Source organism: Nocardioides sp. S-1144 (assembly GCF_005954645.2).
Taxonomy (GTDB): domain Bacteria; phylum Actinomycetota; class Actinomycetes; order Propionibacteriales; family Nocardioidaceae; genus Nocardioides; species Nocardioides dongxiaopingii.
Window position 1 is genome coordinate 3,247,062 of sequence record NZ_CP040695.2, and the last position, 26,446, is coordinate 3,273,507.

General features: G+C 74.3%; 24 protein-coding genes. 8 read left to right on the plus strand and 16 right to left on the minus strand.

Annotation, left to right across the window (positions count from 1 at the left end; translation table 11 throughout):
* Nucleotides 1-68: 68 nt before the first annotated feature.
* The 3 genes from FE634_RS15150 to FE634_RS15160 all read right to left on the minus strand — a co-directional run bounded on the left by FE634_RS15150 (nt 69) and on the right by FE634_RS15160 (nt 2,928).
* Nucleotides 69-524 carry a hypothetical protein gene (locus FE634_RS15150; protein WP_138876360.1) on the minus strand — a complete coding sequence of 152 codons (456 nt, stop codon included), beginning with the start codon at nt 522-524 and terminating at the stop codon, nt 69-71.
* A 1-nt stretch (nt 525) separates the two neighbouring features.
* Nucleotides 526-1,764 carry a fatty acid desaturase family protein gene (locus tag FE634_RS15155; protein ID WP_138876361.1) on the minus strand — a complete coding sequence of 413 codons (1,239 nt, stop codon included), beginning with the start codon at nt 1,762-1,764 and terminating at the stop codon, nt 526-528.
* A gap of 69 nt (nt 1,765-1,833) precedes the next feature.
* Entirely contained in the window at nt 1,834-2,928 is a 1,095-nt protein-coding gene (locus tag FE634_RS15160; protein WP_138876362.1) for a ferredoxin reductase, read from the minus strand.
* A gap of 167 nt (nt 2,929-3,095) precedes the next feature.
* On the opposite strand from FE634_RS15160, the gene FE634_RS15165 reads away from it, so the two are divergent.
* Nucleotides 3,096-4,370, plus strand: coding sequence for an HNH endonuclease (locus tag FE634_RS15165; protein WP_138876363.1), 1,275 nt, complete (start codon nt 3,096-3,098; stop codon nt 4,368-4,370).
* A gap of 34 nt (nt 4,371-4,404) precedes the next feature.
* On the opposite strand, the gene FE634_RS15170 is transcribed toward FE634_RS15165, so the two are convergent.
* Nucleotides 4,405-5,487: a DNA polymerase domain-containing protein gene (locus FE634_RS15170; protein ID WP_138876364.1), complete on the minus strand. Its 1,083-nt coding sequence runs from the start codon at nt 5,485-5,487 to the stop codon at nt 4,405-4,407.
* A gap of 53 nt (nt 5,488-5,540) precedes the next feature.
* On the opposite strand from FE634_RS15170, the gene msrB reads away from it, so the two are divergent.
* Entirely contained in the window at nt 5,541-5,945 is a 405-nt protein-coding gene (msrB, locus tag FE634_RS15175) for a peptide-methionine (R)-S-oxide reductase MsrB (protein WP_138876365.1), read from the plus strand.
* A 16-nt stretch (nt 5,946-5,961) separates the two neighbouring features.
* On the opposite strand, the gene FE634_RS15180 is transcribed toward msrB, so the two are convergent.
* The 6 genes from FE634_RS15180 to FE634_RS15205 are packed head-to-tail and all read right to left on the minus strand — an operon-like array spanning nt 5,962 to nt 10,896.
* Complete coding sequence (locus FE634_RS15180; RefSeq protein ID WP_138876366.1) at nt 5,962-6,609, minus strand: hypothetical protein; 648 nt, start codon at nt 6,607-6,609, stop codon at nt 5,962-5,964.
* A gap of 39 nt (nt 6,610-6,648) precedes the next feature.
* On the minus strand, nt 6,649-7,368 hold the full coding sequence (hemQ, locus tag FE634_RS15185; protein WP_138876367.1) for a hydrogen peroxide-dependent heme synthase: 720 nt from the start codon (nt 7,366-7,368) through the stop codon (nt 6,649-6,651).
* A gap of 17 nt (nt 7,369-7,385) precedes the next feature.
* Nucleotides 7,386-8,690, minus strand: coding sequence for a protoporphyrinogen oxidase (hemG, locus tag FE634_RS15190; RefSeq protein ID WP_138876368.1), 1,305 nt, complete (start codon nt 8,688-8,690; stop codon nt 7,386-7,388).
* 12 nt (nt 8,691-8,702) lie between these two features.
* Nucleotides 8,703-9,206: a flavin reductase family protein gene (locus tag FE634_RS15195; protein WP_138876369.1), complete on the minus strand. Its 504-nt coding sequence runs from the start codon at nt 9,204-9,206 to the stop codon at nt 8,703-8,705.
* Nucleotides 9,203-9,745: an NAD(P)H-dependent oxidoreductase gene (locus FE634_RS15200; protein ID WP_138876370.1), complete on the minus strand. Its 543-nt coding sequence runs from the start codon at nt 9,743-9,745 to the stop codon at nt 9,203-9,205. The genes FE634_RS15195 and FE634_RS15200 overlap by 4 nt, the downstream gene beginning before the upstream one ends.
* Nucleotides 9,742-10,896, minus strand: coding sequence for an LLM class flavin-dependent oxidoreductase (locus tag FE634_RS15205; protein WP_148240741.1), 1,155 nt, complete (start codon nt 10,894-10,896; stop codon nt 9,742-9,744). Before FE634_RS15205 ends, FE634_RS15200 begins: the two co-directional genes overlap by 4 nt.
* A gap of 161 nt (nt 10,897-11,057) precedes the next feature.
* Here FE634_RS15205 and FE634_RS15210 point away from each other — a divergent pair, with 161 nt between their 5' ends.
* Nucleotides 11,058-11,972: a LysR family transcriptional regulator gene (locus FE634_RS15210; RefSeq protein ID WP_138876371.1), complete on the plus strand. Its 915-nt coding sequence runs from the start codon at nt 11,058-11,060 to the stop codon at nt 11,970-11,972.
* Nucleotides 11,973-12,019: 47 nt separating this feature from the next.
* Here FE634_RS15210 and FE634_RS15215 read toward each other — a convergent pair whose 3' ends face one another.
* Nucleotides 12,020-13,063 (minus strand): zinc-dependent alcohol dehydrogenase, encoded by a 1,044-nt coding sequence (locus FE634_RS15215; RefSeq protein WP_137295483.1) that lies wholly within the window; start codon nt 13,061-13,063, stop codon nt 12,020-12,022.
* A 36-nt stretch (nt 13,064-13,099) separates the two neighbouring features.
* Between FE634_RS15215 and FE634_RS15220 the strand changes: the two genes are divergently transcribed.
* The gene (locus FE634_RS15220; RefSeq protein ID WP_138876372.1) at nt 13,100-13,888 is read left to right on the plus strand and encodes an NYN domain-containing protein; all 789 of its coding nucleotides are present in this window, start codon (nt 13,100-13,102) and stop codon (nt 13,886-13,888) included.
* Between the two features lie 5 nt (nt 13,889-13,893).
* On the opposite strand, the gene FE634_RS15225 is transcribed toward FE634_RS15220, so the two are convergent.
* A complete protein-coding gene (locus FE634_RS15225; protein ID WP_138876373.1) occupies nt 13,894-15,231 on the minus strand; it encodes a carboxylesterase family protein in 1,338 nt (445 codons plus the stop codon).
* 76 nt (nt 15,232-15,307) lie between these two features.
* On the opposite strand from FE634_RS15225, the gene FE634_RS15230 reads away from it, so the two are divergent.
* Nucleotides 15,308-16,339, plus strand: coding sequence for a DUF4349 domain-containing protein (locus FE634_RS15230; protein WP_187366722.1), 1,032 nt, complete (start codon nt 15,308-15,310; stop codon nt 16,337-16,339).
* On the opposite strand, the gene hemE is transcribed toward FE634_RS15230, so the two are convergent.
* Entirely contained in the window at nt 16,331-17,398 is a 1,068-nt protein-coding gene (gene hemE / locus FE634_RS15235; RefSeq protein ID WP_262347443.1) for a uroporphyrinogen decarboxylase, read from the minus strand. The two genes, FE634_RS15230 and hemE, sit on opposite strands and share 9 nt — an antisense overlap.
* 69 nt (nt 17,399-17,467) lie before the next feature.
* Between hemE and FE634_RS15240 the strand changes: the two genes are divergently transcribed.
* Nucleotides 17,468-18,094: a DUF3000 domain-containing protein gene (locus FE634_RS15240; protein WP_137295487.1), complete on the plus strand. Its 627-nt coding sequence runs from the start codon at nt 17,468-17,470 to the stop codon at nt 18,092-18,094.
* A complete protein-coding gene (locus FE634_RS15245; protein WP_138876375.1) occupies nt 18,091-19,497 on the plus strand; it encodes an HRDC domain-containing protein in 1,407 nt (468 codons plus the stop codon). Before FE634_RS15240 ends, FE634_RS15245 begins: the two co-directional genes overlap by 4 nt.
* Here the strand turns inward: FE634_RS15245 and FE634_RS15250 are convergent.
* Entirely contained in the window at nt 19,464-20,792 is a 1,329-nt protein-coding gene (locus tag FE634_RS15250) for an extracellular solute-binding protein (protein WP_137295489.1), read from the minus strand. The two genes, FE634_RS15245 and FE634_RS15250, sit on opposite strands and share 34 nt — an antisense overlap.
* Before the next feature lie 277 nt (nt 20,793-21,069).
* A complete protein-coding gene (locus tag FE634_RS15255; RefSeq protein ID WP_262347444.1) occupies nt 21,070-21,693 on the minus strand; it encodes a hypothetical protein in 624 nt (207 codons plus the stop codon).
* Between the two features lie 58 nt (nt 21,694-21,751).
* Between FE634_RS15255 and FE634_RS15260 the strand changes: the two genes are divergently transcribed.
* Nucleotides 21,752-22,351, plus strand: coding sequence for a hypothetical protein (locus FE634_RS15260; protein WP_138876376.1), 600 nt, complete (start codon nt 21,752-21,754; stop codon nt 22,349-22,351).
* Between the two features lie 4 nt (nt 22,352-22,355).
* Here the strand turns inward: FE634_RS15260 and hrpA are convergent, their stop codons facing one another.
* A complete protein-coding gene (gene hrpA / locus FE634_RS15265) occupies nt 22,356-26,306 on the minus strand; it encodes an ATP-dependent RNA helicase HrpA (protein WP_222847592.1) in 3,951 nt (1,316 codons plus the stop codon).
* Between the last annotated feature and the right edge of the window lie 140 nt (nt 26,307-26,446).

The following is a 26,446-nucleotide window of genomic DNA, read 5'->3' on the forward strand; positions in this document are numbered from 1 at the left end:
GGTGCCGCTGCGACCCGAACCGGTGACGACCAGGACCTTCTTCACGCGGGCGAGGCTACCGGTCCAGCTCAGGTCAGCAGCGAGTTGGGCTGGAAGACCGGTCGCCGGTCGACCTGCTCGGCCGTCGGGCGGACGAACTCGAAGCCGGACGTCGTCACCACCACCCACCCGCGGACGTCGGGGTCGACGTCGTCCTGGCCGAGGAGGGGGCCCGACGCGCCGGCCAACCAGCCGAGCAGGTGCTCGGCACACCCCACGTGCGACGGGGCGGCGTGGAACGCGTTGCGGCCGCGCTCGCGCTCGGTGCCCACGAACGCGACGGGGCGGCCCAGCGGCGCGCCGCAGACCCCGCAGACCCGGCTGAGGGCGCACTGGGTGACGCGGCGGCCGTCCAGGCGGCGGATCGTCGGCGCCGAGCCGTCCCGGGGACCGCCCCACTGGTCGGTGCCGCACATGAACGGCACGGGGACGCCGAGCTCGGCGTCGGTCGGGAGGTCGACGAGGTCGCGGGGGGCGGCGTCCACCTCAGGACCCGTCCCGCCCGGCGCGGGTGCGCGACCAGCGCCCGAGCTCGCGCATCCGCGAGGGCCGCTCGGCGTCGCTGCGGCGGCCGCGGGCTAGACCGGCCTCCGGCGGGGCGTCGTCGCCGGCGACGTAGGCGCGGTCCTCCCGGGTCCAGCCGTTGGGCACCGACAGCTTGACGATGGTGCGCAGCGCCTGGCCGTACTGCCGGTGCAGCGGGCCGGTGGTGTACGGGATGCCGTACTTGTCGCACAGCTCGCGCACCCGCACCGAGATCTCGGCGTACCGGTTGCTGGGCAGGTCGGGGAAGAGGTGGTGCTCGATCTGGAAGCCGAGGTTGCCCGACAGGATGTGCAGCAGCGGGCCGCCCTTGAAGTTGGCGGCGCCGAGGATCTGGCGCAGGTACCACTCGGCGCGGGTCTCGTCCTCGATCTCGTCCTCGGTGAAGTGCAGGGCGCCGTCGGGGAAGTGCCCGCAGAAGATGATCACGTAGGACCAGAGGTTGCGGGTCACGTTGGCCGTGGCGTTGGCCGCGAGCGTCTGCCGCCACCGCGGGCCCGAGAGCGCCGGGTAGACGACATAGTCCTTGAGGATCTGGTTGCGGCCCTTGCGCACGATCTGGCGCAGCTGCCGCTTCATCTCCTTCGGGTCCTTCTCCATCTTGCGGATCCGCTCGATGTCGAGGTCGTGCAGCGCCACGCCCCACTGGAACAGCGAGGCGAGCAGCGCGTTGTAGACCGGCTGCCCGAGGTTGAACGGCGACCACTTCTGCTCGCGCGCCATCCGGAGGATGCCGTAGCCGATGTCGTTGTCGTAGCCGAGCACGTTGGTGAACTGGTGGTGGATGTAGTTGTGGCTGTGCTTCCACTGCTCGGCGGGCTGGGCGGTGTCCCACTCCCAGGTCGAGGAGTGGATCTCGGGGTCGTTCATCCAGTCCCACTGGCCGTGCATGACGTTGTGGCCGATCTCCATGTTCTCGAGGATCTTGGCCAGCGCGAGCGCCGACGTGCCCGCGACCCAGGAGGCCCGGCGGGTCGCCGGGGCGTGCAACCCGAGCAGGAGGCTGATCCGGCCGGCGGCGGCGAGACCGCGCTGGACCCGGATCATCCGGTTGATGTAGGCGGCGTCGTCGTCGCCGCGGGACTCCTCGACCTCGGCGCGGATCGCGTCGAGCTCGCGGCCGAGCTGCTCGACCTCGTCGTCGGTGAGGTGCATGTACTGCTGGACGTCGGCGATGGCCACGGTTCCTCCGGCGGGTTGTCGGTGTCGGTCGGGTGGTGGGGTCGGGCGGGTGCGGTCGGGCGGGGGATCTCAGATGTCGAAGACGCAGTCGCCGGCCGGGGCCGTGACGCACGTCTGGACGGCCTCGTTGGGCTGGCCGTACTCGTCGCCGTTGCGCAGGTCGCGGACCGTGCCGGAGACGAGGGTGAGGGTGCAGGTGTGGCAGACGCCCATCCGGCAGCCGTAGGGCATCCCGACGCCGGCCTGCTCGCCGGCCTCGAGCACGGTGGTGGCGCCGTCGACGTCGATCTCCCTGCCCGAGTTCTGGAACCGGATCGTGCCGCCCTCGCCGCCCTCTCCCCCGAGGTCGAGCGAGAACCGCTCGAGGTGGAGCTGGTCGGCGAGGTCCTGCTCCTCGAAGTGGGCGGTGACGGCGTCGAGCATGGGGGCCGGGCCGCAGGCGTAGGTCTCGCGCTCGCGCCAGTCCGGGCAGACGGTGTCGAGGTCGGCGGGGTCGAGGATCCCGTCGACGTCGGTGTGCTGGGGGACGAACCGCAGCGCCTCGTGGCGCTCGTGGAGGGCCGCGAGCTCGTCGCGGAAGATCATCCGGTCCTCGGTCGGCGAGGAGTAGTGCAGGACGACGTCCGGCATCGTCCCGCGGCGGTCCAGGGTGCGGATCATCGAGATGACGGGCGTGATCCCGCTGCCGCCGACGAGGAACAGCAGCTTCTGCGGCGGGGGGTCTGGCAGCACGAAGTCGCCCTGCGGCATCGCGAGCCGGACGATCGCGCCCGGCTCCAGCCCGCGCACCAGGTGCTCGGAAAGGAACCCCTCGGGCATCGCCCGCACGGTGATCGCGAGGTGGCGGCCGTCGCGGCGCGGCGGCGAGCTGATCGAGTACGAGCGCCAGTGCCACTTGCCCCGGACCTGCAGCCCGATCCCGACGTACTGCCCGGGACGGTGCTGGTAGCGCCACCCCCAGCCCGGCCGGATGACGAGCGTCGCGGCGTCCTCGGTCTCGGGCACGACCTTCTCTACCCGCCCGCGCAGCTCGCGCGAGCTCCACAGCGGGTTGAGCAGCGTCAGGTAGTCGTCGGGCAGCAACGGCGTGGTGAGCTTGTCCGCGGCACGGCGGACCTTCTCCCAGGAGAGCCGCTGGTCCGGCGGGTTGGTGGTGCTCGTCATCGCACTGAGTGAACACCTGTCTACTGAGTTGGTCAATGCCCTCCCCGGCGTGAGGCGCCCCACACCACTCGACCACGCGCCGTCCACAGGACGTCGCGCATGAGCGTCGTCCACAGGACGCCCGACCAGGGTCGCGGCGCCGCCCGAGCCGTCCTACCGTCGCCGACATGTCCGACCCGACCGTCGCCGACCTCGCGTCCTGGGCCGCCGCCCTGGCCGGTCTCGACGCGCCCGGCGACAGCGCGACCGACATCCCGGACGCCGCGCGGATCGACCTGCTCCGCGGCCTCGAGCGGCTCAAGGGCGCCGTGGACGCCGCCCAGCACCGCCTCGCCCACGCCTTCGAGGAGTCCCAGCGCGCGGAGCAGCGGCACGCCGGCGTCCCGGAGCAGCGGGTCGGCGAGGGCGTCGCGCTCCAGGTCGCCCTCGCGCTGCGCGAGAGCCACCAGCGCGCCGCCCGCCTGCTCGGCGCAGCCCGGGTGCTGTGCACCGAGATGCCCCAGACCCTGGCGGCGCTGTCCGAGGGCCGGATCAACGAGTGGCGCGCGATGCTGCTGGTCCGCGAGACCGCGTGCCTGAGCGAGGAGCACCGGCGCACGATCGACGAGAAGATCGCGGGCGACGACGACGTCGAGCGGCTCGGCACCAAGCACCTGGTCTCCTCCGCCCACCACCTCGCCGCCCGTCTCGACTCCGCCGGCGTCGCCGAGCGCCAGCGCCTCGCCGAGCGCGACCGCCGCGTGACCATCCGACCCGCGCCCGACACGATGTCCTACGTCACCGCCCTCGTGCCCGTCGCCGACGGCGTGGCCATGTACGCCGCCCTCAAGCGGCACGCCGACGCCGCAGCCGCCGCCGGTGACGGACGCGGGCGGGGACAGGTCATGGCCGACACCGTGGTCGAGCTCGTCACCGGCCGCTCGACCGACGTGCCGCCAGCGGTCGAGCTGCAGCTGATCATGACCGACCGCGCGCTCCTCGCCGGTGACGACGAGCCCGCCCACCTGCCGGGCTACGGGGTGGTTCCCGCCGAGTGGGCGCGCGACCTGGTCGGGCGGGCGGCGTCCGCGACGACGGCCTGGCTGCGCCGTCTCTACGTGCTGCCGGGCGGACGGTCGCTGATGGCCATGGACTCCCGCCGCCGCACGGTGCCGGCCGGTCTCGCCGCGTTCATCACCGCACGCGACCTGCGGTGCCGCACGCCCTGGTGCGGCGCGCCGGTCCGCCACGTCGACCACGTCCAGCCCCACCGCGACACCGGCACGACACGGGCCCACGACCTGCAGGGCCTCTGCGAGCGGTGCAACCACGCCAAGGAGGCCCTCGGCTGGTCGTCCCGGCCGCGCGCCGGGCCGGTGCACACCACGGAGACCACCACACCGACCGGGCACAGGTACCTGTCGTTCGCCCCGCTCCTGCCCGGCGACGACGAGGCCGCCTGACGCTCCGGGCACCGCCTCGTCGAGGGGCGGCGGGTCAGGTGTCGACCCGGTTCCCGTCCTCGTCCCAGTGCCCGGCGACCTTCTTGCTGGGCTGCACGCGGGGCGGCTCGCCGGGCATCTTGGGGTAGTCCGGCGGGTAGTTGAGCTCCACCGCGCCCTGCTCCTCCCACAGGTCGAGCAGCGGCTGCAGCGAGTAGGCGGTGTCGTCGATCGCGGCCCACGGGTCGCCGTCGGCGTGCCGGTCGGGGACGGTGAACAGGTTGTGCTCACGCGGGTCGCGCAGGTCACGCAGCTCGGCCCAGGTCAACGGTGTCGACACCGGCGCGCCGGGCTGCGGCCGCAGCGAGTACGCCGAGGCGATCGTCCGGTCCCGGTTGTTCTGGTTGTAGTCGACGAAGATGCGCTCGCCGCGCTCCTCCTTCCACCAGTCGACCGTGACCCCGTCGTCGCGGCGGGCCAGCTCCCGGCCGAGGCCGATCGCGGCGTGCCGGACGTCGACGAACTCCCAGCGCGGCTCGATGCGGACGTAGATGTGCACCCCGCGGTTGCCGCTGGTCTTCGGGAACCCCACCAGCCCGAGCTCGCGCAGCAGCTCGTCGGCGACGCCGGCCACCCGGACGGCGTCGGCGAACGTCGTCCCGGGCTGCGGGTCGAGGTCGATGCGCAGCTCGTCGGGACGGTCGACGTCGCCCCGCCGGACCGGCCACGGGTGGAACGTCAGGGCGCCCATGTGCGCGCACCACACCGGCACCGCGATCTCGGTCGGACAGATCTCGTCGGCGGTCCGGCCGCTCGGGAAGGTGATCTGGACCGTCTCCAGGTAGTCGGGAGCACCCTTCGGGACCCGCTTCTGGTAGAAGGCGTCGGCGTCCTTGTCCTGCGGACCCGTCGCCAGCCTCATGCCCTCACGGAACCCCGACGTCCACCGCTCGAGGGCCGTCGGACGGTCCCGCAGGGCGCGCATCAGGCCGTCCTCGACGCCGGCGAAGTACTGCGCCACCATCAGCTTGGTGACCTCCGGGGTGCGGTCGGTCGCCTTGTAGATCACACGGTCCGGGCTCGAGACGCGCACGGCGCGGCCGCCCGCCTCGACGACTGCGGCTGGGGTCTTCGCCATGACGCGAACCCTAGACCGCCGAGCCCGTTACCCCCGGCCCGTAGGCTGGAGGCATGGCCTACGACGTGCAGAAGACTGATGAGGAGTGGCGGGCAGAGCTCTCCGAGGAGGAGTACCAGGTGCTGCGCAAGGCCGGCACCGAGCGCGCCTTCACCGGCGAGTACACCGACACCGAGACGACCGGCATCTACCGGTGCAAGGCCTGCCAGGCCAAGCTCTTCGAGTCCGACACCAAGTTCCACTCCGGGTGCGGGTGGCCGAGCTTCTACCAGCCGATCAGCGACACGATCGAGTACATCGAGGACGTCTCGCACGGCATGAAGCGCGTCGAGGTGCGCTGCGCGGGCTGCGGGTCCCACCTGGGCCACGTCTTCCCCGACGGCTACGGCACGCCCACCGGCGACCGCTACTGCATCAACTCGATCAGCCTCACGCTGGAGCCCGTCGAGCCGTCGTAGCCCGCCGCGGCGCCGCTCAGGCGTCGACCAGCGCGCTCGTCACGACCACCACGTCGGCGCCGTAGGTCCGGTCCAGGTACCCCTGCAGGGTGCCGTCGTCGTGGACGACGTCGACCAGCACGTGTCCCTCACCGTCGGCGTAGGCCCCCTGGACGCCCGGCAGCCAGGAGCCCAGGTCGGTGGCCAGCGTCTCCGCCTCCGCCTGGCTGTAGTCCCGCGACGGCTCGGGGAGCGGGGACTTCTCGTCGGGCGCCGGGTCGTACAGCGCGCCCGGCACGGCCTCGGTGACGGTGAAGGCGGTCCCGTCCCACGTGCCCGTGACGGCGTAGGTTCCCCAGCGGACGTCGCCCTGCGCCTCGAAGGTGCCGCGCTGCGTCGACCAGTCCCAGTTCGTGATCCTCGGCCCGCCGCACTGCGGTGGGTAGGACTCCGCGACCGGACCGAGGCAGAGCTTGGCCCCGCCGCCGACGTCCATGACGGTCGCCAGCGAGCGCGAGCGCACCGGCCCGTCGGACGCCGGGCTCCCGGTCGGCCGCGACGGCGCCGTCGTCGCCCCGCCGGCTGCCCCAGGGTCGGCTCGGTCGACGGCGGTGCTCGGCCCACCGTCATCACCGCAGGCGGTGAGCACCAGCACCAGGGCAGCGATCGCGACGGTCGTCCTCATGCCCCTACGACGTGCGCCCCGGCCGCCTGGTTCCCGACGTCAGGGCAGCCGGTCGAGCAGGTCCGGGACCGAGGTGAGCGACCCGGTGTAGAACGGGGTCTCCTCGCGGACGTGGCGTCGCGCCCGGCTGGCCCGCAGGTCCCGCATCAGGTCGACGATCCGGAACAGGTCGTCGGCCTCGAAGGCCAGCATCCACTCGTAGTCGCCCAGGCCGAACGACGAGACCGTGTTGGCCCGCACGTCGGGGTAGGGCCGGGCCTGCATGCCGTGCTCCTTGAGCATGTCGCGGCGCTCCTCGTCGGGCAGGAGGTACCACTCGTAGGAGCGCACGAACGGGTAGACGCACACGTGGGCCCGCACCCGCTCGTCGTCGAGGAACGCCGGCACGTGGCTCTTGTTGAACTCGGCGGGGCGGTGCAGCGCCATCTGCGACCACACCGGCGCCAGCCGGCGCCCGAACGCCGTGCGGCGCAGCCGGTGGTAGGCCGTCTGCAGGTCCTCGGAGCGGTTGGCGTGGGTCCACACCATCACGTCGGCGTCGGCCCGCAGCCCGCTGACGTCGTAGACGCCGCGGACGACGACGTCCTGCTCGGCGAGCTCGGCGAAGAGCTTCTCGACCTCGGCCGCCTCGGCCGCCCGGTCCGCACGGTCCTCGCCGTCGCCGATCACGTCGGCGAGCCGGAAGACCGACCACATCGTGTAGCGGATCGAGTCGTTGATCTCGCGCAGGCGGGCGGCGTTGGTCTGGCTGTCGCTCATGGCTCCATTGTGCCGCGTCAGCCCAGGGCGTCGGCCGCCAGGACGTCCCGCGCCGCGCGGTGGCCCGACGCGATGCACCCCGCGATGCCCACGCCGTCGTAGGCCGCGCCGCACACGGCCAGCCCCGGCACGCCGGCGACGTCGGCGCGGACCCGCTCCACCCGGGCCAGGTGCCCGACGTCGTACTGCGGCAGCCCGCCGCCCCACCGCTGCACGTGCGTGGCCAGCGGGCGCGCCGCCAGGCCGGTCGCCTCGCGCAGGTCGACGAGCGAGGCGGCGACGAGCTCGTCGTCGCTGCGCTGGAGGATGCGCTCCTCCCCCACCCGGCCGATCGACGTCCGCAGGAGGGTGACGTCGGCGTCGAGCCCCCACTTGGAGCTGGAGAACGTCGAGGCCTTGATCCGGCGCCCGTCGACCGGCGGCACGAGGAAGCCCGAGGCCTCCCGCACGACGTCCGGGACGGCGGCGGGGTCGAGGGCCAGGGTCACCACCACGACCGAGGCGTAGTCGAACGCCGCCAGCTCGGCCGCGGCGGCCGGGGCGAGGTCGCCGAGCAGCCGCGACGCCGGGGCGGCAGGGACGGCGACCACGACCCCGTCGGCGTGCTCGCCGGCCACCGTGAACCCGCCGGAGGAGCGCTCCACCGCACGGACCGTGACGCCGGTGCGGATCTCGACCTCCGCGGCGAGCCGGTCGACGAGGCCGGACATGCCGCCCCGCAGGCCGGCGAAGACGGGGGTGCCCGGGTCCGGCGGGACCGGGAGCGGTCCCTGCCGCAGCCGGAGCAGGGCGGGGGCCGCCGCGGCGGCGGAGATCCGCCGCGCGTGCCCGGCGTAGACCCCGCCGAGCATCGGCTCGACCAGCCGGTCGACCACCTCCTCGCCGTACCGTCCGCCGACGAGGTCGCCGACGGAGACGTCGCCGGACGGGTCGCCGTCCAGCTCGCCGACCTCCTGGCGCGCGCGGGCCAGCCCGCCGGCCGAGAGGATCCCGGAGGCCGCGAGCGCGTCGAGGTCGAGCGGGGCGCCGAGGAGGGTGCGGGGCAGGGGGCGCAGCGCGTCGCGGGTCCAGATCCGCGACGACGCGAGGCTCGGGTGGACGATCTCGAGGTCGAGCGCGCGGGCCAGGGTGACGCCCTCGGGACGCCGGTTGACCATCGCCTCGGCGCCGACGTCGACCGGGACGCCGGCGACGCTCTCCCGCCGGATCTTGCCGCCGGGCCGGTCGCTCGCCTCGAGGACGACGACGTCGTGCCCGTCGGCGACCAGGTCGTGCGCGGCGGTCAGCCCGGCCACCCCGGCTCCGACGACGACGATCCGCACGGACCGATCGTCTCAGATGGCGATGCTGCCGAACGCGCTGCGGTGGAAGACCAGGGGCTGGGAGGTGTCGTCGGCCTCCACCGCGTGCAGGAGCAGCAGCACGATCGTGTGGTCGCCGGCCTCCACCTCGCGGTAGATCGAGCAGTGGAACCGGGCCAGGCCCTCGTCGAGGGTGACCGCGCCGAGCGGGGTGGTGGTGGTCGGGATCCCGGCGAACCGCCGGTCGACCGGCCCGGCGAGCTGGCGGCAGACGGCGCCGTGCGCCTCGGCCAGGATGGTGACGCCGAGCCGCTCGGAGCGGCGCAGGTCGGGCCAGGTCCTCGAGGTGTTGGCGATCGAGAACTGCACCAGCGGCGGGTCGAGGCTCACCGAGGTGAACGACGACGCCGCCAGCCCCACGGGCGCCCCGTCGACCTCCGCCGCGACCGCCACGACGCCGCTGGGGAAGACGCCGAACGCCGCGCGCAGCGCCTCGGGGTCGAGGTCCTGGTTGGTCGGCATCTGCAGGGCGCTCATGGTGTGGGGGCTCCTGTCCGGGCGGCGAGCAGGGTGGAGACGACCGGTCGTGCCGCCGCCAGCCAGTCGGCGTAGGCGGCCGGGTCGTCGTGGGCGGAGTCGAGCACGTAGTGCCCACGTACCGGCACCGTAGCCCCGATCTCGGTGAGCACGGGACGCAGCGTCAGCTCCGGCGCCAGCGCGTGGACCGGCCCTCCCCCGAGCATCAGCGGGATCGCGATGCCCCGCAGCCCGGTGCCGTACGAGGGCGCGAACCGGTCGAGGAAGAGCTTGAGCAGCCCGGTGTAGGTGGCCTTGTACGTCGGGCACGCGACGACGACGAGGTCCGCGGCCGCGACCTCCGCGGCCAGGGCGGTCACGGCCGGGTCGGAGAAGTCGAGCAGGCCGGGTCCGACGGTCGCGAGGTCGACCACGAGGTCGGGCTCGGCCCCGCCGAGCTCCCGGGCGACGTAGGTCGCGGCCGACAGGGTGCGCGAGGCCGGCTTGGGGTTGCCGACGACGACGGCGGTGCGGGTGCGGGCGGACGGGGTGGTGCTCACGAGGCGGCCTTCCTGGCCGCCCGGGACGGGGCGGCGGTGGGGTGGGGGGTGGACGCCGGGGGTTGCCAGCGGCCGCGGGCGGTGAGCTCGGGCAGCACCCCTTCGCCGAAGCGGTAGGCCTCCTCCAGGTGCGGGTAGCCCGAGAGCACGAACTCGCTGACCCCGACCGCGGCGTACTCCTCGACCAGGTCGGCGACCTCGGCGTGGCTCCCGACCATCGCGGTCCCGGCACCGCCCCGCACCAGGCCGACCCCGGCCCACAGGTGCGGGTGGATCTCCAGGCCGTCCTTGCTGCCCCCGTTCAACGCCAGCATCCGGCGCTGTCCCTCCGACTCGCTGCGCCGCAGACCCGCCTGGACCCGCGCGATCTCCTCCGGCGAGATCGCGGCCAGCAACCGGTCCGCCTCGGCCCACGCCTCCTCGCTGGTGTCGCGGGCGATCGTGTGCAACCGGACGCCGAAGCGCACCTCACGGCCCTCCGCAGCCGCCAGACCCCGGATCCACTCCACCTTCTCCGCCACCGCCGCCGGCGGCTCACCCCAGGTCAGGTACACGTCGGCGTGCCGCGCCGCCACCCGGCCGGCCGCCGGGGAGGACCCGCCGAAGTAGATCTCGGGCACCGGGTCCGGCCGCTGCGCCAGCACCGCGTCCTCGACGCGGTAGTGCTCGCCCTCGAAGTCGACGGTCTCCCCGGTCCACAGGCGGCGGACGATCTCCAGGAACTCGTCGCACCGGGCGTAGCGGCCGTCCTTGTCGAGGAAGTCACCGAACATCCGCTGCTCGTGGCTCTCCCCACCAGTCACCACGTTCAGCAACAACCGGCCCCCGCTCAGGTTCTGGAACGTGCCGGCCATCTGGGCCGACAGGAACGGCGCGGTCAGCCCCGGCCGGTACGCCACCAGGAACTTCAGCCGCTCCGAGACCTGGCTCAACATCGCCGTCGACAACCACGCGTCCTCACACCACGCACCCGTCGGCGTCAACGCCGCCTCGAACCCCAGCTGCTCCGCGCTCCGGGCGATCTGGCCGAGGTAGGCCACGCTCGCCGGACGACCCGCCGCCCCCACCTCCACGCCGTGGCCACCCCCGACGACCTGGCGGCCGTCACCACCGTTGGTGGGCAGGAACCAGTGGAACTTCAAGGCACTCATGCCGACTCCTTCGCGACTGTTTATGTACAGTGACTTTATCGGTTTAGGTGAGCCGTGCAAGGCGGCCGCACTCACCGCACCGACGGAGATCGCGACAGGGTGGCAGGCGGCGCCTACCACCCGACCCCACCCGGCCCGCCGCACACCACCCAGGAGCGCCCGTGCGCATCGAGCAGCTCCAGTACCTCGCCGCGGTGACCCAGCACGGCTCGCTGCGGCGCGCGAGCGAGCGGCTGCACCTGTCCCAGCCGGCCCTGAGCGAGGCGATCAGCAAGCTCGAGCGCGAGCTCGGGGTGACCCTCCTCGACCGCCGCCGCTCCGGTGCCCGGATCAGCCGCGACGGGCGCGAGCTGCTGCAGCACATGGTCGAGGTGCTCGAGGCCGTCGACCGCCTCAAGGTCGCCGCCGGCGACCGCAGCGCCCGTTCGCGGCAGGTGCGGCTGGGCACCGTGAACGCCGCCACGACGACGCTGCTCGTCCCCGCGATCGCCCGGGTGCAGGCCGAGCACCCCGAGACCAACCTCGAGCTGCTCACCCTCCAGCAGCCAGACATCGACCAGGGGCTGCTGGAGGGCTCGCTCGACCTCGGGCTGGTCAACGTCCTGGGCGGGGACGACCCGCCGGTCGACCTGGTCGGCACCGACCTCGTGCACGGTCGCCCGGTCGTCGTCCTGCCGACGTCGCACCCGCTCGCCGCGCGCTCCCACGTCACCGTCGACGAGCTGCGCGAGGAGCGGTTCGTGGCGATGCGCGCGGGCTACCTGATGCACCGCTTCGCCCACCGCATCTTCGGCGCCTCGGTGCCGGCCGGGTGGCACAGCACCGACGGCGCGGAGATGGGCAAGACGCTGGTCGCCGAGGGCCTCGGCGTCACCCTGCTCCCCGACTACAGCGTCGTCGGGGACCCGCTGGAGCGCGCGGGCCTGATCACCACCCGGCCGATCGCCGGCGACCAGACCGTCGTCACGCTCGTCCTGCGCCAGCGCAGCGCGGCCACCGTCTCGCCGCAGGTGCGGGCGCTGCGGACCGCGCTGGTCGAGGCCGCGCGGGAGTACGCCGGGTCGCAGGCGTCCTGAGGCCCGGACCCCGGACCGCCCCGGCACAGGGCCAGAGGGTCAGAGGCTCAGAGGCGGGGGTCGACGAGCACCTTGGCGTGCCGGGTGCGCCCGGAGTCGAGCTCGTCCATCAGCGCGGCCAGGTCGGCGAGGCCGACGGTGCCGGTGTGCAGCCCCTCGACCCGCACCGACCCGTCGGCGATCGAGCGCATCGCGCCGAGGAAGTCCTCGTGGCGGTAGGCCAGCGACCCGACGACGGTCAGCTCGCGCACCTGCCAGTCGCCGTAGCTGACCCGGGAGTCGGTCATCGGGAAGCCGAGCAGCGACAGGACGCCGCCGCGGCGGACCAGCTCGGCCGACGGCTGCAGGAGGGCGGCGGCCCCCGTGCACTCGTACAGCACGTCGGCGCCGAGCCCGCCGGTGATCGCGAGGAGGTGCTCGCGGACGGCGTCGCCGGGCTCGAAGACCTCGGTGAACCCGAGCTCGGTCGCGGCATGGCGGCGCTCGGCGTTGGGCTCGATGACGACGAGCCTGCCCGCCCCGGCGTGCCGCGCGTGCTGCGCGGCGAGCAGGCCGATCGGCCCGGCGCCCTGCACGACGACGACGGCGCCGAGCGGCTGCCGGGTGCGCCGGACGGCGTGGAAGGTGACCGCGGTCGGCTCGACGAGCGCGGCCTGGACGTCGCTCAACCCGTCGAGGACCGGCATGACGCGGCGCGCGGCGACCACGAGCCCGGTCGCGAACCCGCCGTGGACGCCCGCGTCGGGCGAGACGCCGTTGGCCTCGGCGAAGGCGGTGTCGCAGTGCTCGGCGTGCCCCGCGACGCACATCGCGCAGGTGCCGCACGGCGGTCCCACGCAGGCGACGACCCGGGTGCCGGGCGCGACGGTGTCGACGTCGGCGGCGACCCGCCGGACGGTGCCGGTCCACTCGTGGCCGAAGACGGCCGGCGGGACCGCGCCGCCGGAGGTGTAGTTGTGGGTGTCGGTCGCGCAGACGCCGCAGTAGGTGACCTCGACCTCGACCGTGCCGGCCGGCAGGGTCTCGGGAGTCACCTCCTCGTCGAGCGTGACCTCGCTGGTCCCGGAGACCCGGGCGAAGGAGATAGTCACATCTTCAACTTACTCGCGGCGGTCTACAGTGACGCCGTGGCTTCCAGTGACGTCCGTCTCGCCGTCCTGATCGACGCCGACAACACCTCCGGCGCCCACGCCGCCGCGATCCTGGAGGAGCTGGCGACCTACGGCGTCCCGACGATCAAGCGCGCCTACGGCGACTGGACGACGTCCAACCTCACCGGCTGGAAGAGCGCGCTGCTCGAGCACGCGATCGCCCCGATCCAGCAGTTCGCCAATACCCGCGGCAAGAACTCCACCGACTCCGCGCTCATCATCGACGCGATGGACCTGCTCTACGGCGGCAACCTCGACGCCTTCGCGATCGTCTCCAGCGACAGCGACTTCACCCGGCTGGCCACCCGGCTGCGCGAGTCCGGCAAGCAGGTCTACGGCCTGGGCCGCCGCACGACGCCGTCGGCGCTGATCGCGGCCTGCGACAAGTTCATCTTCCTCGAGGTGCTCACCGCGGGCGGCTCCGCCGGGGCGGGCGACGAGCCGGCCGACCCCGACGAGTCCGTCGCCCCGCTGCCCGACCTCGAGACGATCCTCCGGGCCGCCGTCGAGGCCACCGCGCAGGAGGACGACTGGGCCCACCTCGGCTCGATCGGCAACCACCTGGCCAAGCGGCACGCGTCCTTCGACCCGCGCAACTACGGCTTCCCGAAGCTCATCTCGCTGGTCCGCGCGCAGACCTACCTCGACGTCGAGCAGGCCGGCGGCAACGTCACCCGTGTCCGCCTGACGCCGGCCGCGCCGGGGCAGGCCACCCCGCCGGAGCGGCAACCCGCCAAGAAGGCCTCGGGGCGCCGCCGCTCCTGACCGGCTCAGTGCAGCGTGAGGTGTCCGCAGCCCGGGCCGGCGAGCTCGCCGGTGCGCGCGAACGCCGCCCACACCCGTCGTACCGGCCGACCGGCGGCCACGACGTCGTCCCAACCGGCCCCGTCGAGCAGCGGTGAGCCGGCCCAGCCCTCGGGGTTCGGGAAGAGCAGCGCGAGGTCGACGGTGTGGGCGCCGGCCAGCGGGTTGCCGCGCGGCCCCCAGGAGAGCGTGTAGCGCCCGCCCCGGCCACCCGCCGCACGGTGGCGCCGGAGCCAGCGCACGGCGTCGCGGGTGTAGATCCGCCAGGTGAGGAGCCGCACGAGGGGCTCGACGAGCGCCCGGCCCGCGACGGGGAGCCCGCCGACCCGCGCGACGGCCGGCACCTCGGAGACGAAGAAGGAGGTCTCGCGGCTGTTGGTCCCGATGAGCACGTCGACGTCGGGCGCGGCCGCCGCCCAGGCCGCCTCGACGTCGTCCTCGGCCGGCACCGGGGAGCGCCCGTACTGGACCCCGAACGGCATCCCGCCCAACAACCCGAACGACCGGGCCCGGTCGTTGACGCGCTCGTAGTGGCCCAGCACCTCCTCCACCGGCGCGTCGGCGGGGATGGTGCCGGCCTCGGCGGCCATCGCCTCCGACATCGCCTCGCGCCCGCGGGTGATCCCGAGCGGGGCGCTCTGCACGATCGCGCGGTGGAACAGCCCGCGCGCGCCCTCGGCGACCATCAGGTGCAGGACGGCGTCCGCGCCGGCCGACTCGCCGAAGGCCGTGACGTTGCCCGGGTCGCCGCCGAAGCCGCCGACGTTGCGCCGCACCCAGCGCAGGGCCTCCACCTGGTCGAGCAGGCCGAGGTTGGCCGGGCGGTCGGCGTGACCGAGGAAGCCGAACAGGCCGAGGCGGTAGTTCACCGACACCACCACGACGCGCTCCTCGCGCACCAGCGTCGCCGGGTCGTGCATCGGGACGTCGCCGGCGCCGCTGACGTAGGAGCCGCCGTGGAGGAAGACCATCACCGGCAGGTCGTCGCCGGGGGCGGCGTCCTCCGGCACGGTGACCGAGAGCGCCTGGCAGTGCTCGTCCTGGTCGAGGTCGCCGAAGCCCGCCGGGAACATCCGCTGCAGCAGCGGCGACCCGACCTGCGGGCAGGCCGGCGACCAGGACGTCGCCAGGATCGGCCCGTCCTCGACCGGCACCGGCGGCTCGGCGACCGGCGCCGCGTGCCGCTCGGCCCGGGCGTAGCGCAGGCCGGTCGCCCGGACCACCCCGGCGTCGCGCCACCCGACGACGACCCCGGCGTCGCACTCGAAGCGGGGGGCGGCGCGGACCTGCTCGTCGGACGTCACGGCGCGAACCTACCGACCCGCGCCAGGACCGGCCGGGCCGAGGGAACCGATGCCGGGCCGACCACGTCGGACGCGTATGACCTCACGACGTGGCCGGCGCCTGGGCGCCGCGGCAGCAACCCTGGCCGTCCTCACCCTCGCGGTGGGCGCGTGCTCCTCGAGCGGCTCCGACGACGCCGGGGGCGGTGACGGCAGCAGCTCCACCGAGTTGTCCGCCGAGGCGCCCCGCGCGGCGGCCCCCGAGGCGGCGTCCTCGGCCCAGGCCTACCTCGCCGACGAGGCGGGCAGCGCGGACGTCGACAGCGCCGCCCGGTCCGCGAACGACAGCACGGCGTCGGAGCAGCCGGCCCAGGCCACCCGCCCCGACGGGGCGGCGGTGATCCGCAACGGCAACGTGGCGCTGCGCTCCGAGGACGTCGGCGCCGCCGTCTTCGGCGTCCGGAAGATCGTCGTCGAGGCGCGTGGGGAGGTCTCCGACGAGAACACCGAGGCCGACCAGGACGGCGCCGCCGAGCGCAGCATGCTGACCCTCCGGGTGCCCGAGGCGACCTTCGACGACGTGCTGGCCGACCTGAAGGCGCTCGAGGGCACCTCCCTGGTCGACGCCTCGTCCAGCTCCAAGGACGTCACCACCGAGGTGATCGACGTCGACGTGCGGGTCGAGCTGCAGAAGCGCAGCATCGAGCGGATCAGCATCCTGCTCGACCAGGCCACCAGCATCCGCGACGTCGTGAGCATCGAGCGCGAGCTGGCCCGCCGCGAGGCCGACCTCGGCTCGCTGCAGCAGCGGCAGACCTACCTGGCCGACCAGACCTCGATGTCGACGATCACCGTCTCGGTCGAGCGGCCCCGCGAGGAGGCGCCCGCGGTGGAGGAGGAGAAGGAGAAGAAGGAGGAGACCGGGTTCGTCGCCGGCCTCGAGGGCGGGTGGTCGGCGTTCACGACCGTCGCCACCGGGCTGTTCACCGCGACCGGCGCGGTGCTGCCGTTCGCGGTCGTGCTGCTGCTGGTCGGCGTCCCGGCGTGGGTGCTCCTGCGCCGCCACCGTCCCGTGACCGCCGCAACGAGCCCGGCACCGGCCGCCGCCGGTGGCGACCCGTCAGCGTGAGAGCGGGTAGGTCTGCACGAACTCGGTGAGCCGGGCCAGCTGGTCGGGGTCGGTCGAGGGGATGACGCCGTGCCCGAGGTTGAAGACGTGGCCGCGGGCGGCGCGGCCCGCCTCGATCACCTCGGCGGCGCGCGCGGTCATCACCTCGGTGGGGGCGAAGACCAGCGTCGGGTCGAGGTTGCCCTGCACCGCGCGGTCGCCGACGAGCGGGATCGCGGAGGCCAGCGGGGTGCGCCAGTCGACGCCGACGACGTCCGCGCCGGCCTCCCCCATCAGGCCGAGGAGGTTCGACGTGCCCACGCCGAAGTGGATCCGCGGGACGCCGAGCGCCCCGGCCCGCTCGAGCACGCGGGCCGAGTGCGGCATCACGTGCGTGCGGTAGTCGTCGGGGGTGAGCGCGCCGGCCCACGAGTCGAAGAGCTGGACGGCGGACGCGCCGGCGGCGACCTGGACCTCGAGGTAGGACGCCGCCATCGCGCCGATCTTGCGCATCAGCGCGTCCCACACCTCGGGCGCCCCGAACATCATCGCCTTGGTCTTCGCGTGCTCCTTGGACGGACCGCCCTCGACGAGGTAGGACGCCACGGTGAACGGCGCACCCGCGAAACCGATGAGCGGCGTCGCGCCCAGCTCGGCGACCAGCGTGCGCACGGCCTCGGTGATGAAGGGGACGTGCTCGGGGGTGAGGTCGGGGATCGCCTCGACGTCGGCGAGGGTGCGCACGGGGTGCGCGACGACCGGGCCGACCCCGGGCTTGATGTCGAGGTCGACGCCGACCGCCTTCAGCGGCAGCACGATGTCGGAGAAGAAGATGGCCGCGTCCACGTCGTAGCGCCGCACCGGCTGCAGGGTGATCTCGACGACCAGCTCGGGCGTCATGCACGACTCGAGCATCCCGACGCCCTCGCGCAGCGCGAGGTACTCCGGCAGCGAGCGGCCCGCCTGTCGCATGTACCAGACCGGGGTGTGCGGCACCGGCTCCCCGCGCACGGCCTTGAGGAAGGCGCTCTGCGCCAGCAGGTCGACGGGTCGGTCGGCCGGTCCGGGAGGGGTCGTCACCCACCAAGCCTCGCATCCCCTCCAGCGTGTCAGGCGATCGGATCCCCGGGACCGCCCTAGGGTGAGCGCATGGTGGTGCGTCAGGAGTCGAGCGTCGCGCCGGCGGAGTTCCGCGCCGCGGTCGCCGCGATGCGCGCTGCCCCGCTGCGGCCGGAGGTCTTCTGCGAGGAGATGCCGGCCCCGCAGCGGATCGCGCCGTACGCCGCCGCCCTGTCGGCCGACGTGACCGTCGACGAGACCGACGTCGGCACCGGACGGCTGATCCTGCTGCACGACCCCGACGGCAACGACGCCTGGGACGGCACCTTCCGCTGCGTCGCCTACTGCCGCGCGGAGGTCGAGCTGGAGCTGGTCGCCGACCCGATGCTCGCCCACGTCGGCTGGTCCTGGCTCACCGACGCCCTCGAGGCCCACGGCGCGGCCCACACCGCCGCCTCCGGCACCGTCACCCGGGTCGCGACCGAGAGCTTCGGCGGCATGGCCGAGGACGGCGGCACCGCCCAGGTCGAGGTCCGCGCGTCGTGGACGCCGGTCGCCGCCCCCGACGGTCCCGGCGGCCCGGCCGGGTTCGACATCACCCCGCACGTGGAGGCCTGGGGCGAGCTGCTGTGCGCGGCGTCCGGTCTCGAGCCGGTGCCCGACGGCGTCGTCGTGCTCCCGAGCCGTCGCGGCCAGCGCGGCACCCCCGGCCGATGACCACGCCCGCCGACACTCCCCTGCCCGAGGACCTCGAGGCCCCCGGGACGACCCCCGAGGACGTCGACGAGGCGCCCGCCGAGCCCGAGGCGCCGCCCGCGCCGCTGCTGCTCCTCGCCGACGGGCTGCCGCCGCTCATCGACACCGAGGCGGCGCTGGTCGAGTACTGCGCGCGGCTCGCGGCCGGCACCGGCCCGGTGGCGATCGACGCCGAGCGCGCCTCGGGCTACCGCTACTCCGGGCGCGCCTACCTGATCCAGCTGCGCCGCAACGGCAGCGGCACCGGCCTGGTCGACCCCGTGGCCTTCGACTCCCTCGCCCCGCTGGCCGAGGCGCTCGAGGGCACCGAGTGGATCCTGCACGCCGCGACCCAGGACCTGCCGTGCCTCACCGAGGTCGGCCTGTACCCCTCGGCGCTGTTCGACACCGAGCTCGCCGGCCGGCTGCTCGGCTACCCGCGGGTCGGGCTCGCGACGCTGGTCGAGACCCTCGTCGGCTTCCGGATGAAGAAGGAGCACTCGGCCGCCGACTGGTCGACGCGCCCGCTCCCGGAGTCGTGGCTCGAGTACGCCGCCCTCGACGTCGAGGTGCTGGTCGAGCTGCGCGACCTGCTGGCCGCCGAGCTCGAGGAGACCGGCAAGGCCGAGTGGGCGCGCCAGGAGTTCGACGCGCTGCGCAGCTTCACCCCGACCCCGCGGGTCGACGCGTGGCGCCGCACCTCGGGGCTGCACCGGGTCCGCGGCCGCCGCGCCCTCGCGGCGGTCAAGGCGCTGTGGGAGACCCGCGACGAGCTCGCCGAGCGCCGCGACGTCACCCCGGGACGGATCATCCCCGACGCCGCGATCGTCGCGGCCGCCGTCGCCATGCCCGCCGACCGCGCCGAGCTGCAGGGGGTCAAGGGCTTCCACGGCCGCGGCGCCGAGCGGTACGCCGCCCGCTGGGTCGACGCGCTCACCGAGGCCGCCGAGCTCGACGAGGACGACCTGCCCAGCCGGTCGCCGCGCGGCGACGGCCCGCCGGTGCCGCGCGCCTGGGCGGAGAAGGACCCGGTCGCCGCCGTCCGGCTGCAGCTGGCCCGCGAGGCCGTGCTGGCGCTGTCGGCGCAGCACTCCATCCCGGTCGAGAACCTGCTGACCCCCGACACGCTGCGGCGCACGCTCTGGTCGCCGCCCGCGACCCGCGACCCCGGTGACCTGCTCGACGCCGTCGTCGACCAGCTCACCGCGCTCGGGGCGCGGGCGTGGCAGGTGGCGCTGACCGCACCGGTCATCGTGACCGCCGTCCTGGAGGCGGACCGGTCGGCCCAGACTCCCCCGGAGACGGCACCCGAGGCACCCGAGACTCCCGCGGCCGCCGAGGCGCCCGAGGGTCAGGACGACGAGTCGGACGGCTCCGGCTCGTAGTCGGGGTCGAGCACCGAGCGGGACACCTCGTCGATCTCGGCGGTCAGGCTCGGCGGGTCGATGACGCTGCCGTTGAGCATCTCCTCGACCAGCGGCCGGACCGCCTCGTCGAGCTCGAGGCCCTCCTCGATGACGGGCAGCAGCACGATGTTCTGCGCGCTGGCGTTGAAGACCCCCGCGTGCGCGGGCAGCTCGCCGGGCTGCAGGAACGCGTCGGAGCGGGCGACGGTCAGGTTGGCCGGCACGGTGTGGCCGGCCCGCGCGACGGTCGCGACGCTGGTGTCGGAGATGGCGTGGACGAGGAAGTCGGCGGCCTGCTGGACCCGCTCGCCCGGTGCCAGGCACAGGCCGCTGATCTCGGCGATGGTGGCGGGGGCGCCGAGGGTGGGCATCGGCATCACGTCGAAGTCGAGGCCGTCGACCTCGCGCAGCTCGGGGGTGATCTCGCGGTAGCCCTCGATCATGGCGAGCTTGCCGCGCTCGAACCACTCGCGCGGGGTGGCCCGGGCCAGCTGGTCGGGGGTCAGGGTGAGCGATCCGCGCAGCAGCTCGAGCGTGGTGGTGAGGGGCTCGACGTTCTCGTCGGCCGAGAGGGCCAGCGACGTCGGGTCGGCGTCGTCGTCGAAGAGCCGTCCGCCCCCGGAGTAGAGGAACGGCGCCAGGCTGCGCAGCCGGGGCTCGACGCTGACGCCCTTGACGTTGCCGCGCGGGCGGGTGGCGTAGGCGGCGGCGGCCTCGAACTCCTCGAACGTCCAGCCCTCCAGCTCGTCGTCGGGCGCCGGCAGGCCGCGCTCGCGCATCGCCTCGAAGTCGATCAGGTCGGTGTTGTAGTAGATGACCATCGGCGAGACCGAGTAGGGCATGCACTGGAGGTCGTCGTCGGAGGAGAACGCCTCGATGCCGGTCTGGGAGTAGCCGTCGCCGTAGCTGATGTCGCGCGCCTCCAACAGGTCGAACAGCGGCGCGTTGTGGCCGGCGTCGACGATGCCCCGCAGGTCGCGGCGGGCGGTCAGGAAGATGTCGGGCGCGGCGTCGCCCGCGTCGAGCGCGGCGGCGAGCGCGGCGCTGTCGGGCCACGACTCGAGCTCGACCTCGGTGCTGACGGCCTGCGCGTTGTAGCCGTCGACCACGGCCTGGTAGGCCGCGACCTCCTCGTCGCTGCCGAACACCCCGAAGCGCAGCGTCACCGGGCCGGGCGGCGGCTCGTCGTCGGCCTGCTGGTCGCACGCGGCCAGGGACGTCACCAGGACGGCCGCCAGGGCCAGGGCGAGCCGACGGCTCAGGCGTCGTCTCATCGTGCTCCTCGGGTGCGGCGACCGTGCTGCGACACCCTACCGACCACCACCGACACCCCGGCCGACCACCACGGACGGGCAGCCTCGCCGACTCCGGGGGAGGAAGCGTCGAGCACGCCGGACCGGGAGCGCCTCACGGCGCGTGGCCGCTCGTAGCGGCTTGTGTTGGGACCCGGGGCTGCCACAGCCCGACGTGCTCGACCTGCACAACCCTACCCGCCCGGCGGCCATTCCCCAGGGCTCCTCCCCAGGCGGTCGACGCGCTGTGAGTCCGGTCTCAGGACAGCCGGCCGTCGAGCTCGAGGCCGGCGGCGACCTCGAGCTGCTCGGCGAGGCCGAGCATCCGGCGCACGTCGGGCTCGGAGGTCTCGGCGAGGATCGCGCGACCGGTGGCCACGACCCGGCCGAAGGCGGCCGCGCGCAGGAGGACGTCGGCGAAGTCGCCGCCGGCGATGCCGCGCAGGACGTCGTCGACCATCGCGCGCAGCTCGGCGGGCCCGGGCGGGTCGGCGACGCCGGCGACGACCTCGGCGACCTGGGCGCGGGACCGGCCGGCGTCGTACTCGCGGGCGACGCGCAGGGGGTCGGCGTGCACCCAGGACCGCAGCAGGTAGAGCCGCCACAGGCAGCCCGCGAGCGAGTCGGCCGGCGAGCCGGCCCAGACCTCGGCGACCGTCTCGATGCCCTCGGTGTCGGCGAGGTGGAGCAGCCGCTCGGCGACGGCGTCGTCGTCGACGTGGCGGGCGCCGCGCACGAGCAGCGTCGCCGCCCGGTCGGCCGCCTCGCTGACCAGCGCCGGGTCCGCGCCGCCCTCGAAGTCGTCGAAGTACGCCGACCAGCGGGCCAGCGGACGCTGGTGCGCGCGCTGGCGCGGACGGGGCTCGGGGGTGGGTTCGGGCACCCCACCAGGCTACGCACGGCGGGGTTCGGGGGCCCGCGACCGGGGAACGGTCGTCGCCATGCGCCGTCCCTGCGCCCCCGCCGTCGCGACCCTGCTGGCCGTCGTCCTCGCCCTGGCCGGCTGCTCCTCCGGCGAGGACGACGGCGGCGGTGGTGGCGGCGGGGCCGGCGGCGGCGCGGAGCGCGAGGCCTGGCTGGACACCGACGTGTGCGCGCTGCTGCCCGACGGGATCCTGGAGCAGGTCTTCGACGAGCCCGGCGCCGTCGCGCCGGAGCCGCTGAGCGCCGACGACATCGAGGCCGACGCCCCCGACGACGTCCCGCCCGCACTCGCGCGGGCGAACCGGACCGAGTGCAGCTGGGGCGACGAGACGACGCCGGGTGACCTCCGCGTCGCGCTGTTCGACCCGCCGCTGCCGGGCGTGTTCACCGAGACCGAGGGCGAGGACTCGATCACCGACCCCTACGAGGTCGACGGCGACGCGGCGTACGTGACGACGCTCGCCGGGGGCTCCTGCTCGCTGTACCTGCCGACCGAGCCGGCCTGGGTCACCGTCGACGTCTCGGCCCACGGCCGGGAGGCCGACACCTGCGCGATCGCCGCCGACGCCGCCGGCGGGATCGCCGACGAGCTGGGCTGGTCGGTCGCGCCCGGCTGAGCCCCTACGAGCCCAGCGCCCTGCGGATGCGCTGGTCGCTGACCGGGCCGTCGGTGCCCAGCTGCTGGGCCCACAGCGAGACGCGGTACTCCTCGAGCATCCAGCGGACCTGGCGCAGCCGGGCGTCGGCGGGGCGGCCGGGCGGCAGCGCGGCGAGGCGGTGCAGGTAGGCCTCCTGCAGCGAGGCCACCTGGTCGAGGTGCTGCCGGTCGCGGACGACGGCCGCGCCGCCCTCGTCGAGCCGGGCGCGGCGCACCTCGAGGGCCCGCAGGTAGGTCGGGTAGCGGCGCAGCCGCAGCGCGCCGGCCTCGCCGACGAAGCCCCGGACGACGAGCCGGTCCAGCTGCGCCTTCATGTCGGTGAGCGCCGGCAGCTGGGCCATGTCGGCGCGGCCCCCGAGCGCCTTGTCGGTGGTCCGCCAGTGGTCGAGCACCCCGATGACGTCGGCGACGGTCGCCCGCACCGCTGCCTCGTGCTCGACCGACGCCGCCGCGACGAGCGCGGCGAACCCGGCCTCGTCGCGCACGGGCGGGCGGGCGTCGACGACGTCGCCGAGGACGGCGGTGCGGCAGTCGGCGAGCAGGTCGGCGACCGTCGGGTAGGGCGAGCCGGCCAGGCCGAGCTTCTGGAGGTTGTCGAGCCCGCCGAGGACCCGTGCGGTCGGGTCGGGGACGACCAGGGCGAGCAGGCGGCGCACGCCGAGGCGGTGCCGGGCCTCGGCCTCCTCGAGCGACCCGACGACGGCCAGCCCGACGCTCGCGCCCTCGTCGACCAGGGCCGGGTGGGCGGTCACCTCGTGACCGGCGCGGCGCTCGGTGATCGCGGGCGGGATGGTGCCGAAGGTCCAGGTGGTCTCGCCGGTGCGGGCCAGGCCGCTCTCGTGCGCGACCTCGTCGAGGGCGGCCGCGAACTGGGGTCGCAACGGCGCCTTGAGCGCCTCGAGGTCCTTGCCGCGGGCCTGCTCGGCCCCGGCGTCGTCGACGACGCGGTAGGTCGGCCGCAGGTGCTCCGCGACGCGGCTCCAGTCCCACGCCTCCCGCGGGACGACGACCCCGGTGGTCGCGCGGACCCACCGCTCGAGCGCGTCGAGCAGCGGCTCCTCCCCGGCCGGCACCTCGCCGAGGAAGGACCGGGCCCGGTCGGGGGCGGGCACGAGCGCGACGCGCAGGTTCTTGGGCAGGCTGCGGATCAGGGAGGTGACCAGCTCCTCGCGCAGGCCGGGCACGTTCCAGGAGAAGTCGCCGTCGCTGACCTGGTTGAGCGTCGCGACGGGCACGTCGATGGTGATGCCGTCCTCGGCCGACCCCGGCTCGAAGTGGTAGCTGATCGGGAAGGTCAGGCCCTCGCGGCCACCGCCGGCCGGGCTGTCGCCGTGCCAGCTGCTCGGGAAGTCGGCCTCGCGGACGGCGTCCGCGGAGTCGTGGGTGAGCATGTCGAGGTCGAAGGTGAGCAGCTCGGGGCGGCGCTGTCGCTCGCGCTTCCACCAGGAGTCGAAGTGCGCGCCGCTGACGACGTCGGGACCGACGCGGGCGTCGTAGAAGTCGAACAGGGTGTGCTCGTCGACGACGATCCCCCGGCGCCGGGCGCGGTGCTCGAGCTCGGCGGCCTCCTCGAGCAGCTCGAGGTTGCGGGTGAAGAACTTCTGCCGCGTCGACCACTCGCCGTAGACCAGCGCGTGGCGGATGAAGAGCTCGCGCGCGAGCGCCCGGTCGATGGTGCCGAACTGCACGAGCCGGTCGGCGACGAGCGGGACGCCGTACAGGGTGACCCGCTCGTGGGCCATCACGGCCGCGCGCTTCCTCGACCAGTGCGGCTCGGAGTAGGTGCGCTTGACCAGGTGCGCGCCGAGCCGCTCGGCCCACTCGGGCTCGATCGCGGCGTTCTGGCGGGCCCAGAGCCGGCCGGTCTCGACGAGCTCGCCGGCCATGAGGAACGCCGGGGCCTTCTTCGCCAGGCCGCTGCCGGGGAAGATCACGAACCGGGCGCCGCGGGCGCCGACGTACTCGCGCATCGGACGACGCCCGCCCTGGCCGCCGGCGCCCGACCGGGCGCCGGGCTTCTCCTTCTCGCGCTCCTCGAGCAGGCCGACGTGGCTGAGCAGCCCCGACAGGAGGGCCTGGTGGATGCCGTCGGCGTCGGGGGTGTCGGCGGGCTGGCCGACGTCGATCTTCATCTCCTTGCAGACCTGGCGCAGCTGCGACTCGAAGTCCTGCCACTCCCGCACGCGCAGGTAGTTGAGGAACTCGCGCTTGCACATCCGCCGGAACGCGCTGCTGCTCAGGTCGCGCTGCTGCTGCTTGAGGTAGCGCCACAGCTCGAGCCAGGTGAGGAAGTCCGAGCCCTCCACCTTGAACCGGGCGTGCTGCTGGTCGGCCTGCGGCCGCTGCTCCGCCGGCCGCTCGCGGGGGTCCTGCAGGCTCAGCGCGGCCGCGATCACGACCACCTCGCGCACGCACCCCAGCCGCTCGGCCTCCAGGATCATCCGGGCCAGCCGGGGGTCGATCGGCAGCCGCGCGAGGCGTCGTCCGGTCTCGGTGAGCCGGGGGCCGTCCTGGCGCCCCCGCCCGGACCCCTCCTGACGGTCGCTCCCACCCCGCCGGCGACCTCGGGGCCGGTCGTCGGGGGGCGCCTCGGAGCCGGCCTGCGGCCCGGCGCCGACCACGACCGCGTTGAGCTCCTCGAGCAGCTGGACGCCGGCCTGGACGTTGCGGCGGTCGGGGGGCTCGACGAAGGGGAACCGGGCGACGTCGCCGAGGCCGAGGGAGGTCATCTGGAGGATGACGGAGGCGAGGTTGGTGCGCAGGATCTCGGGCTCGGTGAACTCGGGGCGGGACTCGAAGTCCTCCTCGGAGTAGAGACGGATCGCGATGCCGGCGGCGACGCGGCCGCAACGGCCGGAGCGCTGGTTGGCCGAGGCCTGGCTGATCGGCTCGATGGGCAGCCGCTGCACCTTGGTGCGCACCGAGTAGCGCGAGATCCGGGCGACGCCGGTGTCGACGACGTAGCGGATGCCCGGCACCGTCAGCGAGGTCTCGGCGACGTTGGTGGACAGCACCACGCGGCGTCCGCTGTGCGCGGCGAAGACGCGGTGCTGCTCGGCGGCCGAGAGCCGGGAGTACAGCGGCACGATCTCGGGCCCGCGCTCGCCGAGCGCGGTCGAGAGCGCGTCGGCGGTGTCGCGGATCTCGCGCTCGCCGGGCAGGAAGACCAGGACGTCGCCCTGTCCCTCGGCGCCGAGCTCCTTGACGGCGTCGACGATCGCCTCGGTCTGGTCGCGGACGATCGGCTCGCCCTCCTCGTCGTCCTCCATCACGTCGACGAGCGGGCGGTAGCGCACCTCGACGGGGTAGGTGCGGCCCGAGACCTCCACGACGGGGGCGCCGCCGAAGTGCCGGGCGAAGCGCTCGACGTCGATGGTCGCCGAGGTGATGATCAGCTTCAGGTCGGGACGCCGCGGCAGCAGCCGCTTGAGGTAGCCCAGCAGGAAGTCGATGTTGAGGCTGCGCTCGTGGGCCTCGTCGATGATGAGCGTGTCGTACCTGCGCAGCTGGCGGTCGCGCTGCAGCTCGGCCAGCAGGATGCCGTCGGTCATCACCTTGACCCGGCCCGCGCGCGAGGTCCGGTCGGTGAAGCGCACCTGGTAGCCCACGATGCTGTCGGGGTCACCGATCGTGGTCCCGAGCTCGGCGGCGATCCGCTCGGCGACCGAGCGGGCGGCGATCCGCCGGGGCTGGGTGTGGCCGATGAGCCCCCCGCGACCACCGGGGCCGCGGCCGAGCTCGAGGCAGATCTTCGGCAGCTGGGTGGTCTTCCCCGACCCGGTCTCGCCGGCCACGATGACGACCTGGTGGTCGCGGATCGCGGCCGCGATGTCGTCGCGCCGCTGGCTCACCGGGAGCTCGGGCGGATAGGTGATGCCGAGCTCGACGCGACGCTCGGCAGGCGGGGAGGACATGGTGCCTCCATTCTGCCCGGTGGTGTGGTGAGGGCGTCGAGTGGATAAGAGGGCAGCACCCGGACGCGGTCGACTACGGTCTCGTACCGGACGACAGCACGACCGGCGACACGACCGACGGCACGACCGACTGCACGAGA